Annotated in this window: 15 protein-coding genes; 10 read left to right on the top strand and 5 right to left on the bottom strand. The window is 57.9% G+C overall.

All coding sequences use genetic code 11. From position 1 onward, the window contains the following. Position 1: 1 nt before the first annotated feature. The 4 genes from EAF64_RS13930 to EAF64_RS13910 all read right to left on the bottom strand — a co-directional run bounded on the left by EAF64_RS13930 (position 2) and on the right by EAF64_RS13910 (position 4,630). Positions 2–1,351, bottom strand: coding sequence for a helix-turn-helix domain-containing protein (locus EAF64_RS13930; RefSeq protein ID WP_129069601.1), 1,350 nt, complete (start codon positions 1,349–1,351; stop codon positions 2–4). Positions 1,352–1,427: 76 nt separating this feature from the next. Then, a complete protein-coding gene (locus tag EAF64_RS13925; protein ID WP_129069600.1) occupies positions 1,428–1,781 on the bottom strand; it encodes a DUF7344 domain-containing protein in 354 nt (117 codons plus the stop codon). Between the two features lie 84 nt (positions 1,782–1,865). After that, complete coding sequence (locus EAF64_RS13920) at positions 1,866–2,510, bottom strand: helix-turn-helix domain-containing protein (protein WP_129069599.1); 645 nt, start codon at positions 2,508–2,510, stop codon at positions 1,866–1,868. 425 nt (positions 2,511–2,935) lie between these two features. Further along, complete coding sequence (locus EAF64_RS13910; protein ID WP_193767689.1) at positions 2,936–4,630, bottom strand: sensor histidine kinase; 1,695 nt, start codon at positions 4,628–4,630, stop codon at positions 2,936–2,938. A 432-nt stretch (positions 4,631–5,062) separates the two neighbouring features. Between EAF64_RS13910 and EAF64_RS13905 the strand changes: the two genes are divergently transcribed. The 10 genes from EAF64_RS13905 (at position 5,063) to EAF64_RS13865 (ending at position 13,282) form a co-directional block, all read left to right on the top strand. Continuing rightward, on the top strand, positions 5,063–6,880 hold the full coding sequence (locus EAF64_RS13905) for a transposase (RefSeq protein ID WP_129069906.1): 1,818 nt from the start codon (positions 5,063–5,065) through the stop codon (positions 6,878–6,880). A 248-nt stretch (positions 6,881–7,128) separates the two neighbouring features. Then, positions 7,129–7,287, top strand: coding sequence for a hypothetical protein (locus EAF64_RS21055; protein ID WP_193767688.1), 159 nt, complete (start codon positions 7,129–7,131; stop codon positions 7,285–7,287). 38 nt (positions 7,288–7,325) lie between these two features. Further along, positions 7,326–7,688 (top strand): winged helix-turn-helix domain-containing protein, encoded by a 363-nt coding sequence (locus EAF64_RS13900; RefSeq protein WP_129069597.1) that lies wholly within the window; start codon positions 7,326–7,328, stop codon positions 7,686–7,688. Then, the gene (locus EAF64_RS21755) at positions 7,642–8,019 is read left to right on the top strand and encodes a hypothetical protein (protein ID WP_394345754.1); all 378 of its coding nucleotides are present in this window, start codon (positions 7,642–7,644) and stop codon (positions 8,017–8,019) included. Before EAF64_RS13900 ends, EAF64_RS21755 begins: the two co-directional genes overlap by 47 nt. Positions 8,020–8,099: 80 nt before the next feature. After that, positions 8,100–8,447: a hypothetical protein gene (locus EAF64_RS13890; protein WP_129069596.1), complete on the top strand. Its 348-nt coding sequence runs from the start codon at positions 8,100–8,102 to the stop codon at positions 8,445–8,447. Positions 8,448–8,480: 33 nt separating this feature from the next. After that, complete coding sequence (locus EAF64_RS13885) at positions 8,481–8,732, top strand: hypothetical protein (protein WP_129069595.1); 252 nt, start codon at positions 8,481–8,483, stop codon at positions 8,730–8,732. 331 nt (positions 8,733–9,063) lie between these two features. Next, positions 9,064–9,717, top strand: coding sequence for a DUF7504 family protein (locus EAF64_RS13880; RefSeq protein ID WP_129069594.1), 654 nt, complete (start codon positions 9,064–9,066; stop codon positions 9,715–9,717). Positions 9,718–9,773: 56 nt separating this feature from the next. Then, positions 9,774–10,448 carry a rod-determining factor RdfA gene (gene rdfA / locus EAF64_RS13875; RefSeq protein ID WP_193767687.1) on the top strand — a complete coding sequence of 225 codons (675 nt, stop codon included), beginning with the start codon at positions 9,774–9,776 and terminating at the stop codon, positions 10,446–10,448. Between the two features lie 67 nt (positions 10,449–10,515). Further along, a complete protein-coding gene (locus tag EAF64_RS13870; protein WP_193767686.1) occupies positions 10,516–12,345 on the top strand; it encodes an archaea-specific SMC-related protein in 1,830 nt (609 codons plus the stop codon). 103 nt (positions 12,346–12,448) lie between these two features. Continuing rightward, positions 12,449–13,282, top strand: a complete 834-nt coding sequence (locus EAF64_RS13865; RefSeq protein WP_092661273.1) for an HpcH/HpaI aldolase/citrate lyase family protein — start codon at positions 12,449–12,451, stop codon at positions 13,280–13,282. An 8-nt stretch (positions 13,283–13,290) separates the two neighbouring features. Here the strand turns inward: EAF64_RS13865 and EAF64_RS13860 are convergent, their stop codons facing one another. Beyond that, the gene (locus EAF64_RS13860) at positions 13,291–15,306 is read right to left on the bottom strand and encodes an AMP-binding protein (RefSeq protein WP_129069591.1); all 2,016 of its coding nucleotides are present in this window, start codon (positions 15,304–15,306) and stop codon (positions 13,291–13,293) included. Positions 15,307–15,335 lie beyond the last annotated feature (29 nt).

The raw sequence follows: 15,335 nt of genomic DNA, 5'->3' as shown, positions 1-15,335 counted from the left end.
GTCAGCGTGCGGCCTTCCCCGACGCATCGAACAGTTGCTCTAAGACGGTCTCCTCAGCCAACCGGAGGTGTTGATTGAAGGTTTGACGGGTGATCCCCAGCCTCTCGGCGAGTTCGTCACCGGTGCTCTTCCGAGGCTTCTCGAAATACCCGGCATAATATGCCGTCCGCAGTGACGTGAACTGCCGTTCGGTAAGCACGTCTTCGACGATGTCGTAGAGGAGTCGCGGCGAGTACTGGAGTTCCTGTGACTCTAATCGGATATCCGGATACACCTTCTGGGCGGCCTGTACGGCCGTCCTCGGTTCCACATCTCCTGGCACTTCAGCCGTGAGGAGCGGGCCTGCAGCACCGTTAGTCTGGAACAGGGATTTCACCTGTCCCCCCAACTCTGCAAAGACTAGCGACATGGTCGGCGCCTCGACGTGGACCTCAACCCGGCACTCACCGGCGCACGACTGAAGCAGTCTTGTGTTTTTAACACCGTACAGTTGATCGAACACGTCTATCAACTCCTTTGCCGAAATGCCCCTCCCGGTGATGTACTTGAGGACCGACCCGTCTTGGAGTCGAACGACTTTGTCAACGTCGATGCGCATGTCACCGTCAGCGACGTCGAGCAGCGGCCTGAATAACTGCTTGGAAGAGAGTCCGAGCACCCGGCGTTTATCGCTCGTCAGCTTGTCCTCGCGCTCTTTCAGCTGGGTTGTATCCTCGAATCCCACGACAATATATTCAACATCTCCGTCCTCACTCAATACAGGTGCCGAATTGCTCGACAACCAGCGTTCGGTTCCGCTCGGGAGGTCGATCCAGTGTTCGAAGCCGTAATCGGGTTCTTTCGTCTCCAGAACGCGTGTCACGGGGTGTTCGTCCTCGCTGACAGGCGTGCCGTCGTCGTGATAGATCTTCCACTCCGGCTGGTGGTAAGTTCGAGAGGTGATCTCGTCACGCTCCAGTTCAAGCGTTTCTTCAGCCCGTTGATTCGCGAAGGCAATCTCCCCGGACGGCTCGACCACCACGATGCTAATCGGACTGGCTTCAAGGATTTTCTCGATGACCGTGCGCTCGGCGTTGCTCAGCGTCGGCGTCGCGTGGGCATTGGTCGTGCTTACTGACGATCCTTCATCTGGATGGGATCGCCACCAGACCCGGGCGTTGGCACCTACCTTTTTGGTTTTCAACTCACCACTGCTCGCCAACTTCTCTAGGCGTTTGTAGACGGTACGTCGAACCGCGTCGAGCGAGTTTGCCACCTCTGGAGTTGTGAGTGGCTCAGAGGGGTCGTCGCGCCGGTCGAAGACGGCCAACGTTTCGGCATAGACATCCCCCGAAGAACCCGATGATGACATACACGCCCTAGAACAAGGCACGCTATAACGGTTCCGTCGATGGCACTATCGTAGGTCGGCATGCTAGACCGGAGTTTCAGTCTAATGCTTGTTTTTTGTCGCCTGCAGATGGTGACGGTATCATACTTGGATCTGTCAGCTCATCTGGCAACTGTGAGCCCAGTGTGGTCAGCCTAACCAGATTCTGATGTGAGTCCCACGTGAGAACTCCTGTTTCCACCAGCTTCGGGAGATGCACGTGGTGAAGTCTAATTCTCATCGCGTCGAATTTCTCCTCAGCAGAGCCATTCTCCCGCTTGAGAAGGTGTTGTGCCACCTCCTCGAATTGCGCCACTTGCACGTCTTTGAGGTAACGGAGCAATTCACGCCTTTCGTCACGGGCCAGTGCGGCATAGATCTCATCCCATTCCGCGCGGTCAACGGTTACCATTAGATAGAAAATCGATGCAGTCTCTACTAACACTTTGCCTGTTATGTAAGTCTGTATAAATACCTCTGCTTTATCAGAACGCCTTCAGGACGGATTCAATAACATATTTTTTAAAACTTTGTTGGTCCCTCGTCGTAGGTTTTCTGAGGCGCTCTGTTGAGAAATGCCGAGTTTGTTCCCTACCTCATCGAGTGTTGTTCGACGAGGAACTTCGAAATATCCATCTCTGACCGCTTGAAAAAGCGTCTCTTGTTGCGAGTCCGTCAATTCCAATCTTGGGAGGACTTCTCTGTCTGTCAATGTGGTCAATTGGTTCAATTTAATCGAGATATTATGCTGTTGGCAAAACTCACTAAATCCAACAAATTTATCATGGGAGTCGAATCGTATTCGAAAGAACCACTCCTCTTTTCCACGGGCTTCAAGAATAGTCGCGTTGGTTTCGGCAATTCTGTCAATAAGATCTTCCGCCTTGTCCTCCCAATCGATGCGGTACAGAGCACTCCCGTTTATTTGATCCAACTGCGTGAGGTCTAAGACGTGCTTACTGGTGCGGAGCGAAGCCTCAAACTGATCAAGCTCGTCTCCATGTACCCAGACGTACGGCATTATCCGTCGAGACGCCGGGATAACGCGCTCCATCTCGATGTGAGCGACTGGGTCCTGGGCTAGTACTTCACCGAGGAGAAACTCAACACCATCGATAGTGAACTCGGCAACGATGCTCATACCCACAGTATCGGTGTCATGTGATATGAATACTCCCTATGCGATTCTACCGGTGAAGCGTTACGAGATACGCGCTGTGGTGAGCGTGGGAGCCGGCAGGGGCGGCGATTCCGCTGTACGAACAACGAGTGTGACGTGGTGCAAGACCATGCTGACCGGAATGCATCGGTGAACATCGCATGGCGCGGAAAAGCAAAACTTGACCGTGACAAGTCGGATTACCGGACTCACAAAACCCAGCCGCAAGTCAGGTTGGTGCGTCTGTCCGGGTCAGGGCGCGTAAGCCGCCCATCTTGTTCCGTTCCCTTGCGGAACAGGGAGTGCTCGCCTGGAGCTGGGGGAACTACAAAAGCCTCGGGCTTCCGAAAACCTGTTTTCGGCTTTCGCAAATCGGAGATTTGCGTCACCACCGCGCCCGAGGTTGCTTACACAGTGGGTAGTTCAACGGTAAATATCGCTCCTTCAGGTTCGTTGTCTTCAATCCACACCTCACCATCATGAACGTTGACGAGCGTGTCAACAAGGTGTAACCCTATGCCGGTGCCAGTACTGTCTAGTCCACGCTCTCCTTTCCCAAAGACTGCTTCTTTTTGATCATCAGGGACGCCAGGACCATTATCAGCAATTGTGACTGTTAGTGTATCCCCGTGATCGGTTGCCGAGACAATCACCTCAGCCACCTCCTTGTTATTGTGCTGAATGGCGTTCTTCAATAGGTTCCGAAAGACAGAGGAGATCATATCGCTTGCCGCGAGGGTGACTGACGGTATTTCTGTTCCAAACTCAAGAGTCGCACCGGGGTATGAGGCTTGTACTTCGGCCACTTCGTCTGCAAGCATCGTTTGGAAATTAAGTCGCTGTTCTTCAAATTCATCTGTGAGCATAACTTCTGATAAATCCCGCGCCGTTTGAGTGAGTTCAACCGCGTGGTCAGCGCTCTCATTGATCGTATCTATATACTGTTTTTCGTCTTCTGTTTCACACTCATCATCAAGGAGATCAGCGTACGCTATGACCAGTTGGAGGTCGTTGCGTATGTCGTGTCGCAGGACCTGATTGAGCGTTTCAAGATTGTCTCGCTGCTCTTCGATACGCTGTCTGAACTTTCTTTCTGCCGTGATTTCATGAAACACGAATGCGCGGCCTCTATCACCGTTGAGCGATGATGCCGATACTGAAAAATATCGTCTCTCGTCCTCAGGTGTCACCACAATTTCCGTCTTACTATTGTCCGTATCGGTGAACTGATCCAAGCGCTTATTCGTTCCCTGAATGAAAACGTCGTCTGCTGGCATACCTACGTACTCTGGATCAATACCAAACAAATCCTGAGCAGTTCGGTTGAGATAACTAAGGCGGCCCTGTCTATCGGTTACAACCGTGGCGTCCTCTACCTCCTCCAGTAACGTCTCGCGTGCAACGGGAGTCAGGTGCAAAAAATCAGCGTAGAACAGGGCCCAGAGAAAAGCTACGGACAGGATTGTATCCCCAACCATCGTTGTATTATACAGCAGGTCGGGATACGGTTCAAGTCCGGCCACTTCGATAATAAGTGCAGTGTAGCTGATTGCGATACCAGCGACTATTGCACGGGCCTGTCGGCGATACCTGCCACTGTGGCTCAAATATGCTTCAAGAAACATCCCCAGCATAGCAGCAGCTGCGGCAAACGCCACAATAAGATGGACTGTCCACCAGGCGCCGAACTCATACACTGGCGTCCCGTTTTGAACAACTGTCGGCGCACGGGAATAGAATAGATCGGCGGGATTGAGGCCAATCATCAGTGCCTCCAAACAAAGGTAGCCACCAATGCTGCCCAGTATCGCTGGGTGTTTGAGCCACGCCCGTTCGGTGTACTCGACGGCGACATACATACCCGAGAAGGCCACTGCAACCGCAGCGAGCCACGAAAGACCCAGCATACCCGGAGCAATCAGTTGGCTGTTGAGTCGAGTGCCCGCTCCATAGCTGAGTACCCAGACGGCTGACCCAAGCCCGTGAATAATGAGCGGCGTGCCCCCAGGATTTGATCGATATTGCCACGCAGACAACGCAACACCCACTGCTATGAGGGCTGGGATCCCGAATATCATCAGATCAAATGGGGCGATACTCACAGTAGGAAAAACAAAAAAGGGGAGTAGAATAAGTATGTCGCCCAGATGCCGAGTGTGTTGGTAAACACATGAAGACATCACAGACTCTCCGTGTAGGAAAGTCTATTCAGTAGTGTCATCGAAATCATCTGTGGCTGGGGATTTCAACAAGGCCGCTAATCCCCATATCTCGTCATAAAAAGACTAACTCGCAGACGCCGAATAGATCGGTCCGGTAGACCTTGCTTTTCTGGAGGTTTATATACGAAGCCGCGTAATTCCTGAATAGTGACAGCACGCGCGGGACAGGCCCCGACCGGGTCGCGGTGGGAGCGCCTCGGGCCACCGAGGCGTCTCGACAGCGCGGGCTACGAATCGACGCCGAAAGACTACGAAGTAGAAGGGCTCTTCGGCACGAACACCGGCGACCTCGTGGAAGCGCGGTCGTTCGATATGACGTTCCGCGAGATGGTCGATGGCGTACTCAAGACCCACCCCCACAAACAACAGGTCCGATACGACCGCAACGTCTCTCTGGAAGACCTCGTCGCCGAAGTACCGGCGTGCTACCTCCGCTTTTACGACACGTATGACCACGAACAGGGCGACCCGAAACCGTGGGAAGCCGTCTTCCGCGCCCATGTCCTGCGTTGCGTCAAGGGATGGAAGAACGCGACCGCACTCTGGCGCTACCTCAAGGAGAACCCGTTCCTCTGCACGCAGCTCGGCTTTGAGGACATCCCCGACCAGTCTACACTCTGGCGAGCGTGGGAATACCGCCTCGAAGGCGTCCACGACGCGGTCCGGGATGCTGCCGAGGTCGTTGTGGACATCGCTCGATACCACGACATCCCCGCACCCGAAGCCGAGTTCCTCCCGAACCAACCGACCGACACGATCACGACTTCGAAGAGCAAGGACACCCTCGCACGCGAGAAAGCGCGTGAGGTGTGGAAGGGCGCGAAGCCTATCGTTGAGGACTGCTTCCACTTGGACCGCGCCGGCAATGCCTCGATCCCGGAGGGGTCGTTCTGGGAACAGCAGGCCTACCTCGGGATGCGGACCGACATGCACCCGAACGACGGGGCGCAGTCGTTCGCCGAGGACACCACCCGCCGGAGGACGCCGTCGGGCGACTCCCACCGATTACAGACGCGGACGCTGGGTATCGAACGACTCCGGACGATGCTCCGGGAGACCGCGCGGACGCTGGTTGCACGGGCGAAATCGGAGGACAAGATGGGCCGCAAGCAGATGGCGGCCATTGACATCACGAAAGGCAACCCGTGGGGCGGCGAGGTCACCTGCGACAGCAACGGGAAAAATAAGGAACCATGGCTGCTCGGCTACAAAGGCGAGGACGGGCCGTTCTTCCAGTGGGCAGTCATCAAGATTGTCGGCCACGACGTGCCCCTGATCCTCGACGCCGTTCCGGTCGACCGAGGCCGAAAGCGGGCGGACCTTGTGGACGACCTCCTCGACGGTGCGACTGACGTCGTGCCCGGCCTCGACCTCGTGATGATGGACCGGGAGTTCGCCAACGGGGGCGTGAAGGACGCCTGCGAGAAGCACGATATCTACTACCTCAACCCCGGTGTCGTCCGGTCCAGCAGCGACCACGAACACCAGATCGCCAGGCTCGCCAGGGAAGACAAGGACTTCGACGTCGTTGAGCAGGAACGTCTGGATGGCGGGCCGACGAGGAAGGCGATCTACCTCCCGAAGCGCGAGTGGGAACGCGAAGACGAGGACGACGACGATGGGACGGACATGACGATTCGCCAGGAACTCATCGAGGACTTCGAAGATGTCGGTGATACGACTCCGCTATCGGAGGACCGCAACAGCGACTCTCACCTGAGCAACCTCCTCGACGACGTTGCCGAAGAGGAGAAGATCGACGGACCGGCGCGGGTCGAAGCGCCGACGGTCCCCTTCGAGACGAATCTCCCGTGGGTGGACGTCGATCCCGACGATGAGCGTGAGATGAAGCACCAGATCGGACGGCTGATGTCTCGATACAAGCGTCGCTGGGGCATCGAGAACGGGTTCAAGAAGCTGAAGACGTTCCTCGCAGAGACGCAGTCTCCGGACCATCGGTTCCGGTACTTCAATTTCGCGTTCGCCTGCGTGCTATACAACTGCTGGCGGCTCGTAGACATCCTCGTCCAGCTGGAACTGGAGGGCGAAGTCGGAGACGGGCCAGCCATCTCGGCGAACTCATTCTTGACGTTCGCCAAGAAGAACTACGGCCTCGACCCACCCGACTAACCCCCTCGTTTCCTCTGGGCTTACTCGATCGTGAGCGGCTGCGCTATCCTGAACACAGAATTCTTCGCCGATTTGTGAATGGATTCCGAGAGGTTTCACAGAAGCCCAGTTTCATCGAGCCCCAGATAATTCTTTCAGTGCATATAGGCTCGAAACCTATGCATTATAGAACTATCTTCGCAACATCAGTTTGGCTGGCAGGGTATCGCCTTCCGACGTTTGTCCTTCCCCAGTCTGGCGAGGAAACTATGAGTGCAAGCAAGGCGGCGTCGACGAGCAAGATCCGATGTTTCGGATGTCGAGACCTGTTCGACACTCTTGAAGAGTACCAGCGCCACAGCAAGTGTGCCGACTGTATGCTTACCGGCGAAACGTGGGTGACAGTTGAAGAGGAACTCGAACTCTGAACACAACGGCTTAGTACATCCAATACATACTGATACATATGCCCATCAGCACAGATCGCTTCGAGAATATTGATGAGGAGGCCGACGAGCCTACCCCCGGGACAAATCCGCACAAGATTCTCTCGTTTCTGGAAGCAAATCCTGATCAGGCATTCACACAGAGCGAGATCGCTGAAGAGACAGATGTGACCCGGGGCTCTGTCGGCCCGACACTCGTCCGACTGCGGAAGTCGGGACGGGTTGACCACCGGGGCAAATACTGGCGAATAAGCGATCACACCCAGAGCCTTGATGATGCAGCTGATCACGCGGGTGCCGTCGCAGCTAGTTACGAAGAGGAGTCGTTCGACTATGATGAGTGGCAGGCCCACGCGGTCGATCCACGACAAGATCGTGAGTAGTAGCGCCTTCCAGAAGGGGGACGTTTTCTGGGCACCGGACCCGTTCAGACAAGGATCGAACCCACGATTGTGGCTCGTGCTGGCTGCAGACTCACTCCCGTATCCAGGCCAGGAATACATCTGTGCTGCGTTGACGACGAGCGATCTGTCCTCTAATTACGAAGTCGGCAACGATTGGATTACTGGCCGCAACCCACAGAAGACTTCGTATTGTTCCCCGTGGGTAGTGGCGACGATCAAAGATCGAGCGGTCGTCAATCCGCAGGGTGAAATTACGACGACATTCACTGATCGAATGATATCCGAGTGTACGGCCTATCTCGAACCGTAATCACCGTCGACGAATGGTCGCATCCCAGCGAAACGCAAGCGTTCGTTTGTGTCCCCCGAGCAAGGTGGAGGAGTCCAACCATGTTCAGCGACAACCAGCAGACGGACGTACTGCCTGCCAGCCTCGAGTCGGATCTCGAATTTCGACTGCTACTGACGCTACTCGAACAGCACGCTGCTCCTCGTGATGCCTCACGCCACGACGGCGCTGCCTGTCGCGCCTGTGGCCGCGGTGACGCGGTTGTCTCGCAGTCCCGCCGGGAGTACGACACGACCGTCGAACGCCACGTCTGCACCCGCTGTGAAGCCTACGGCGCGACGCTGATCCGTGCCCGGCGTGGGCAACCTGCGCGAGTGCGTTCTCTCGGCGACGTTCAGACGTTCGATCTGGCTGACGATGCTAACGCCCGCTTCCGCGGGACGTTCTGAGTTTCTCTCCCCGGAGAAGTGAGGAGATTTCTGATGGTACCCGACAATCAACTGAACGTTCAGGACGCAGAGACCTGTGATGGCCAGGAATGCACTCGCGAACCGACGCTGGTCGACGTCGCAGCTCCGGCTATTTTCGGGGGCACGGCTGTTGACGCTTCCTTGTCGTTCTGTTCACTGTCCTGTGCCGAAGCAACTGTCGCAGATCCTGACCAGTTTCCGATTGACCGAGAGGGAGATTCGTTCAAAGAACTGCTCATCTACCAGCCGGAGATGATGGATTGAATTCAGCCAACGGAGGATCTAGGACCCACTGCTGTCTGACTTTCTGGATGGAACAGAAAGGACCTCAGCGCACGCGCCGGCGGCGGGGCCGCCTCACCGCGCGCACGGACCGGATCCACGCGCCGACGGGGCGCTGCGCTCGGCGCGGCGCACGCGCCTCGCGGCGGTCCACCGTGCTCGCTCTGACGAGCTGCGCGCGGTCCCACAAACGGTTGAGTGTGGGAAGGATGCCCAAGAAGAAAAATAGTAAGTAGATAGCATCTGCATAGGTGGGTAGAGAACTCCCAGAAAGCACTGGGACAGGCAGAGAAAATCATCAATCTACTGGCCTATGCTTTTGAACGACTTTGACCCCTGTTCGCAGGACGAGTTTCGGAGTGGGCTCACCAGTCTCGAAACGGACGGCAGTGCGATTCTCGTTGTCGGCGCCGTCGACGACAGCTCGTTTGCTCACATGAGCTCGCAGTTATTTGGCGACCCAGCGCTCGGTCGGACGCCATTCGTCGGCAGTCCCGACGCCGAACCCGCATTTGCGGAGCGCCTTGCTGATGCTGGCTTCGATCCAGCGGATGATATGAGCCATCACACGCTCGGGCTCGTCGATCCAGATCTCGAGACAGTCCGCAATCGGCTCAGTCGCGCATTGTGGCTCAACGCCAGTCCAAACAACGCTGACCCCGGCACCATCCGGGTCGGTATCGAGATCACCTCGCTTCTCGAGAGAACGGATCCCGACACAGTGGTCGAGACTCTCACCCCAATTCGTGACCACAGCAAGAAGTTCCACGCCATGACACACCTGCTCTACCGTAATTCACTGGAATCGCTACTCGATAGGTTCGACACCGGTCAACTGGAGACTGCGTTTGACATCATCGTTCGCCTTCGTGACACAGGAGAAGAGAATCCAGAACAACAGTGGGTTCTCCTCGAACAGAACTGTACCAGCGACTGGATCGACCCCTCGTCGGTCGTCAACCGGTGAGAGAGTCGAATTTATACTTCTCGGAATTCAATCGATTCCCTACAGGCTTCCTACTCATGCGACAGAGATTCTGCTGCAAGACCGGCGAGATGATCAACAAGTACGAGTTCGACAAAGAGGAGATGGACAACACACTCGTCGCGAAGTGGCGTGGCGAGAACGGCCACGACGAACTCAGCATCAACGACCTCGAACACTGGTTCAACAAGCAGATTCTCACGCTCTACTATCAGAGGAACGGGCGGCCTGATCCCGAGTACAAGATCGACGCCGAATATGAGGTGCTTGCTGACGACGACGTTCCCGACCACAAGCGCGCCGAGCTCGTGAGCGAACTCGAAGCCGACGGCATTAACGTCGAGGCGATGACCGACGATTTCGTCTCCTACAGCACGATTTATCGGCATTTCAGCGAGTGTATTGACGCCGAGAAGGGGTCCGACGAGGACGATACAGAGTCCGACTGGGAACGCGAGGGGATCGACTATGCCAAAGAAACCTTCCGTGAACGCGTGACGAAGTCACTCCGAGTCCTCAGTAACAAAGACCGACTGGCTGGCTACGAGAACTCCGAACTCGAATTCTCGGCCTCCCTCCGCTGTGACCACTGCCCGACAAGCGTTCCCGTCGAAACTGCCATCGAGCGCGGTTTCGTCTGTGCCACCCACAACGATCTCGATATTGCACCGGACGCGAGTTCTGTCGAAGTCGTCTCCAGCTTCTTAGCGTGAACCCAGTCCCCTAGCCGATGATAATCCTACAGAAGTTAAGAACCCACACCCCATTCTACTGAAATAGATGACGTGGGAGCTCGATATATCCAATATTGCGGGGATTCGCAACGGGGCAGCGACACTTCATCCCGGAACGAATGCCGTCCAAGCCTCAAACTGGCAGGGGAAAACCTCACTTGTGACTGCCCTACGAACGGTCCTCGGTGGTGAGATCTCGTCGACGACACTCACTGACGGAGAGTCAGAGGGCTCCGTCCACCTGCAGACACCCGATGACGAGTATCAAGTCACGCTCAACCAGAGCGCTGGGACTGTTTCTCGGTCGGGCACGCCGTATCTAACTGACGAACAGGACCAGATCTGTGCCGAACTGTTCGCGTTTCTCGACGAGGACAACGCCATCCGCACCGCGGTTCGCGATGGTGCAGACCTCACGCCACACCTGATTCGGCCGCTCGAACAAGAGAACATCAGCGAACAGATCCAGTCACTCCAGGAAGAGCGTCGACGCGTCGAATCGGACCTCCAAGACGCTGAACGTGCTGCCGAGAAACTAACCTCGAAGACAGAGGAGATCACGTCGCTCGAATCCAAACTCGAGGAACTACAAGAGGAACTCGCCGAAATCGATGGTGACGAGTCCGAATCCGGTGACCAAGAGGCACTGGAAGACGACCTCGCAGACGCCCGTCGTCAGCGAGAACGAGCCCAACAGCGAGTGTCCCGGCTCGAAGCCAAAATCGAGTCACTGGAATCTCAGATCGAAGACAAAGAGACAGCACTGGACGCCATCGACGTGCCAGCAGCTCCCGATCTGAAAGCCCAACTCAAGGACAAGCAACAGACCGTCCGCGAACTCTCCGGGGAGATCGAGACGCTCGAAACGCTGTACAATACGAACGAGCGAGTATTGGAAGAGGGCCATCTCGATCTTGTCGTTGATGTCGACCGACAGATCGACACCGACCAACTCTCCTGCTGGGTCTGTGGGCATGAGACGACTCGCGACGATATCCAGGCCCAGATCGACGCGCTGAGCGACGCCATTGCCGAACGACGGGAGGAACGGTCGACGCTCAAAACGGAGGTCAGCGATCTTAAAGAGCGACAGAACGAGATCCGGCAGCAGCGCCGGGAAAAGCAATCACTCGAACAGGACCTCTCCTCCCTTCGGTCGACGCTCAGTGAATCTCAAGACGAACTCGAAGAGGCTCGCTCGGATCTTGAAGAGGTGATGGACCGAGTCGACGAACTGGAATCGAAGGTCGAGGAAACGGACGACCGCCGCAGTACGCTCGAACAGGAGATCGCCCGAACGGAGGCAACGCTCGAACAGCGTTGCACAGTGAAGTCAGAGCTCGAAGACGAGGCCGCTCAGCGTGATGACCTGCAGGCTCAGATCGACGAGTTGAGTCAGGAGATTCAGTCGCTGCGTGCCCGTCGGGAGCATGTGATCGCGACCGCTCGCGAGGCCTTCGACGACGCGCTGGAAGACGTCGTCGAGAAATTCGACCCCAGCTTCGAGAGCGCACGGCTCGAAAAGCACGTTGACCCCGACACCGGCGAAACATCTGACCTCGAACTCATCATTGCTCGCGATGGCCGAGAGATTACCGTCGACGCGATGTCCGAAGGCGAGGTGGAACTCGTGGGCTTCATCGCTGCCCTCGCTGGCTATGAAGCCTTCAGCGTCGCCGACCGAGTGCCGTGTATGTTGCTGGACGATGTTGGGGGTCTCGCCAGCGAACATCTCCAGACGCTTGTGGACTACCTCAGCGACCGGACCGAGTACGTCGTGACGACGGCCTACCCCGAAGCAGGCGACTTCGGTGGCACAGTTCTTTCGCCCGACGACTGGGAGGTCGTCTCCGACCAAACCGGCGCTGTTGCCTAAGTCACAGACTATCTTGGCTACTATCAGCAACTACTGAGAAGGAGTGGGGCGTCCGCTCGCCACGTGTCATAACCTCTTATCGTCAGGCGATAGAAGGTCGGATATGGTCCGACGAAGTGTTCTGTTCGCACCGGGTGACGAACCAAAGCTAATGCGTAAAGCGGCCGGTAGTACGGCGGATGTCGTGGTCTTCGATCTTGAGGACGCGGTTGCACCAAACGATAAGCAGCAGGCGCGTGAATCCGTCCGGACGGTACTCGCAGATGTTCGGTCAGAGAATCACATCTGTGTTCGCGTCAATCCTGCGGGATCCGGAGCCGCCACCGACCTTGACGTGGTACTATCCGGATCGATTCCAGACAGTGTTATGCTACCGAAGACAGGTTCCGCTGGAGACGTCTCCTCGCTGGCACAACAGCTCGAAGAGCGCGACGTAGAGCTCCCTGTGCTCGCGCTGGTCGAATCCGCTGCAGGCGTCCTCAATGCCGACGAGATTGCTGCCGCCGATCCCACCGATGCACTCCTATTTGGAGCGGAGGATCTGGCAGCAGACCTCGGTGCGAGTCGCACTAGTGACGGGACTGAGGTGCTCTATGCACGCGAGCGAGTCGTCGTCGCAGCTAGCGCCGCCGGTATCGACGCGATCGACACGATTTACCCGGACTACGGCGATCAGGAGGGGCTCCGCGAAGCGACGGAGTTCGCCGCCCAGCTCGGCTACGACGGGAAGATGGCGATCCACCCCGATCAGGTCCCGGTCATCAACGATGCGTTCACGCCCAGTGATGAGGAGATCGAATGGGCCGAACGCGTCGTCAAGGCCGATAACGAGACCGATGCCGGCGTTTTCAAGGTCGACGGGGAGATGATCGACGCGCCGCTCATCTCGCAGGCCGAACGCATCCTCGAACGTGCCCGCGAAGCCGATCGGCAGTAGGGATACACCTACCGGGCGTCCTCGATGGCCTCCAGCGCCGCGGGGTTCTCGATACTACTCATGTCACCCAGGTCTTCGCCCTCGTAGGTCGCCTGGACGGCCCGGCGGATGATCTTGCCCGACTGGGTCTTCGGGAACGCCTCGACGAACAGGACCTCCCGGGGGCGGAACGGCTTGCCGAGTTCAGCGCCGACCTGTTCGCGGATCTCCTCGCGGAGGGCGTCACTGGCCTCGAACCCGTCCTCGACGATCACGTAGAGGACGACGGCGGTGCCGGTGGTGTCGTCGTCGGCCCCGATGGCGGCGGCCTGGTTGACGGCGGCGTGGTCCATCGCCGCGCCTTCGACCTCGGCGGGGCCGACTTTGCGGCCGGCCACGTTGAGGGCGTCGTCGGCCCGGCCGTGGAGGAACCAGAAGCCGTCCTCGTCTTTCTGGGCCCAGTCGCCGTGATCCCACAGGTCCTCCCAGGTCGACCAGTACTCGTTGCGGTAGCGCTTGTCGCCGCTCCAGAGTGATTTCGTCATCGAGGGACAGGAGTCACGCGCGACCAGATAGCCCCGTTCGTGGGTGTCGGCAATGGACTCGCCGTCCGAATCGACGATGTCGATGTCCATACCGAGCCCCGGCCCACCGAGGGTGCAGGGCTTGAGGTCGTTGATCGGCATGGGCATCAGGAAACAGCCACAGATCTCGGTCCCGCCGGAGATGTTGATGATGGGGGTGTCGCCGCCGCCGACGGTCTCGTGGAACCACTGCCAGGACTCGGGGTCCCACGGTTCGCCCGTCGAGCCGAGCAGGCGCAGGCTGGAGAGGTCGTGGCCCTCGACCCACTCGTCGCCCTGCTTGCGGAGCGCGCGGATCGCGGTCGGGGAGATGCCGAACTGGGTGAGGTCGTGGCGGTCGATCATCTCCCAGAACCGGTCGGGCTGGGGGTGGTCGGGCGCACCCTCGTACATGAAGATGGTGCCGCCGAAGGTGTGGTTCCCGATCAGGGTCCAGGGCCCCATCATCCAGCCGATGTCGGAGACCCAGAAGAAGCGGTCGGCGGGCTTGAGATCGAACCCGAAGTACAACTCTTTGGCCGTTTGCGTCTGGACGCCGGCGTGGGTGTGGACGATCCCCTTCGGTTTGCCGGTGGTCCCCGACGAATACAGCAGCATCGACTCCTGGTCGCTGGGGAGCGACTTGGTGTCGTACTCGTCGGACTGGGTGGCGACGGCGTCGGCCCACCACTCGTCGCGGCCGTCGGTCATCGGGATCGAGAGGTCCGTGTCCGGGTCGCTCGCCCCGAGTCGGTCGTAGACGATCACCGATTCCACGTCGGTGTCGGCCTGTGCGATGGCCTCGTCGGCCGTCTCCTTGAGCGTCACCGGATCGCCCCGCCGGAGGAAGCCGTCGCCGGTCACCAGGATCGAACACTCCGGGTCCTCGATGCGGGTGGCGGTGGCGTCGACGCCGAAGCCCGAGAAGATGGGGACGGCGATCGCGCCGATCTTGAAACAGCCATAGAGGATCGAGACGACCTCGGGGACCATCGGCATGTAGAGGCCGACGGTGTCGCCGGTCTCGATGCCGCGTGCGTCGAGGGCGTTAGCCACCTGGTTGGCCTGGCGGTGGAGTTCGTGGAAGGTGACTTCCCGAACCTCGCCGTCTTCGCCTTCCCAGATGGTGGCGACCTTGTTCCGGCGCTCCTCGTCGGTAGCGGCGTGGCGGTCGACGACGTTGTGGGCGATGTTGAGCTCGCCGCCGGGGTACCAGTCGGTGAACTGGGGGCCGTCGGTGTCGTCCCGGACGGTGTCGTACTCCTCGTAGAACTCGATCCCCAGGTAGTCGACGAGTTCGTCCCAGAACCAGTCGACGCCGGACTCGGGCACGCCGTCGATCTCTGTGGTGGTTCGCTCGATCAGTGCCTCGTAGTCGTCGATGCCGTAGGTCTGCATGAACTCCCAGACGTTCGTCGATTCGACGAACTCATGGCTCGGCTCGTGGACGATCTCGTCCATCTCCGCAATCGAGTCTGTCATGATACTAAAATTCTGAATTCGGGAAGCTG

It is taken from the genome of Halorientalis pallida (assembly GCF_004118325.1).
Lineage (GTDB): Archaea > Halobacteriota > Halobacteria > Halobacteriales > Haloarculaceae > Halorientalis > Halorientalis pallida.
Note: the sequence above shows the minus strand (reverse complement) of the source record. Positions and strands in the feature narration are given on the sequence as shown.

Coding starts and splice junctions, on each gene's coding strand:
- EAF64_RS13930 (WP_129069601.1), bottom strand. CDS start 1,351: ATGTCATCATCGGGTTCTTCGGGGGATGTCTATGCCGAAACGTTGGCC.
- EAF64_RS13900 (WP_129069597.1), top strand. CDS start 7,326: ATGCCCATCAGCACAGATCGCTTCGAGAATATTGATGAGGAGGCCGAC.
- EAF64_RS13905 (WP_129069906.1), top strand. CDS start 5,063: ATGACGTTCCGCGAGATGGTCGATGGCGTACTCAAGACCCACCCCCAC.
- EAF64_RS13885 (WP_129069595.1), top strand. CDS start 8,481: ATGGTACCCGACAATCAACTGAACGTTCAGGACGCAGAGACCTGTGAT.
- EAF64_RS21055 (WP_193767688.1), top strand. CDS start 7,129: ATGAGTGCAAGCAAGGCGGCGTCGACGAGCAAGATCCGATGTTTCGGA.
- EAF64_RS13870 (WP_193767686.1), top strand. CDS start 10,516: ATGACGTGGGAGCTCGATATATCCAATATTGCGGGGATTCGCAACGGG.
- EAF64_RS13920 (WP_129069599.1), bottom strand. CDS start 2,510: ATGAGCATCGTTGCCGAGTTCACTATCGATGGTGTTGAGTTTCTCCTC.
- EAF64_RS13880 (WP_129069594.1), top strand. CDS start 9,064: ATGCTTTTGAACGACTTTGACCCCTGTTCGCAGGACGAGTTTCGGAGT.
- EAF64_RS13890 (WP_129069596.1), top strand. CDS start 8,100: ATGTTCAGCGACAACCAGCAGACGGACGTACTGCCTGCCAGCCTCGAG.
- rdfA (WP_193767687.1), top strand. CDS start 9,774: ATGCGACAGAGATTCTGCTGCAAGACCGGCGAGATGATCAACAAGTAC.
- EAF64_RS13865 (WP_092661273.1), top strand. CDS start 12,449: ATGGTCCGACGAAGTGTTCTGTTCGCACCGGGTGACGAACCAAAGCTA.
- EAF64_RS13860 (WP_129069591.1), bottom strand. CDS start 15,306: ATGACAGACTCGATTGCGGAGATGGACGAGATCGTCCACGAGCCGAGC.
- EAF64_RS13925 (WP_129069600.1), bottom strand. CDS start 1,781: ATGGTAACCGTTGACCGCGCGGAATGGGATGAGATCTATGCCGCACTG.
- EAF64_RS21755 (WP_394345754.1), top strand. CDS start 7,642: ATGAGTGGCAGGCCCACGCGGTCGATCCACGACAAGATCGTGAGTAGT.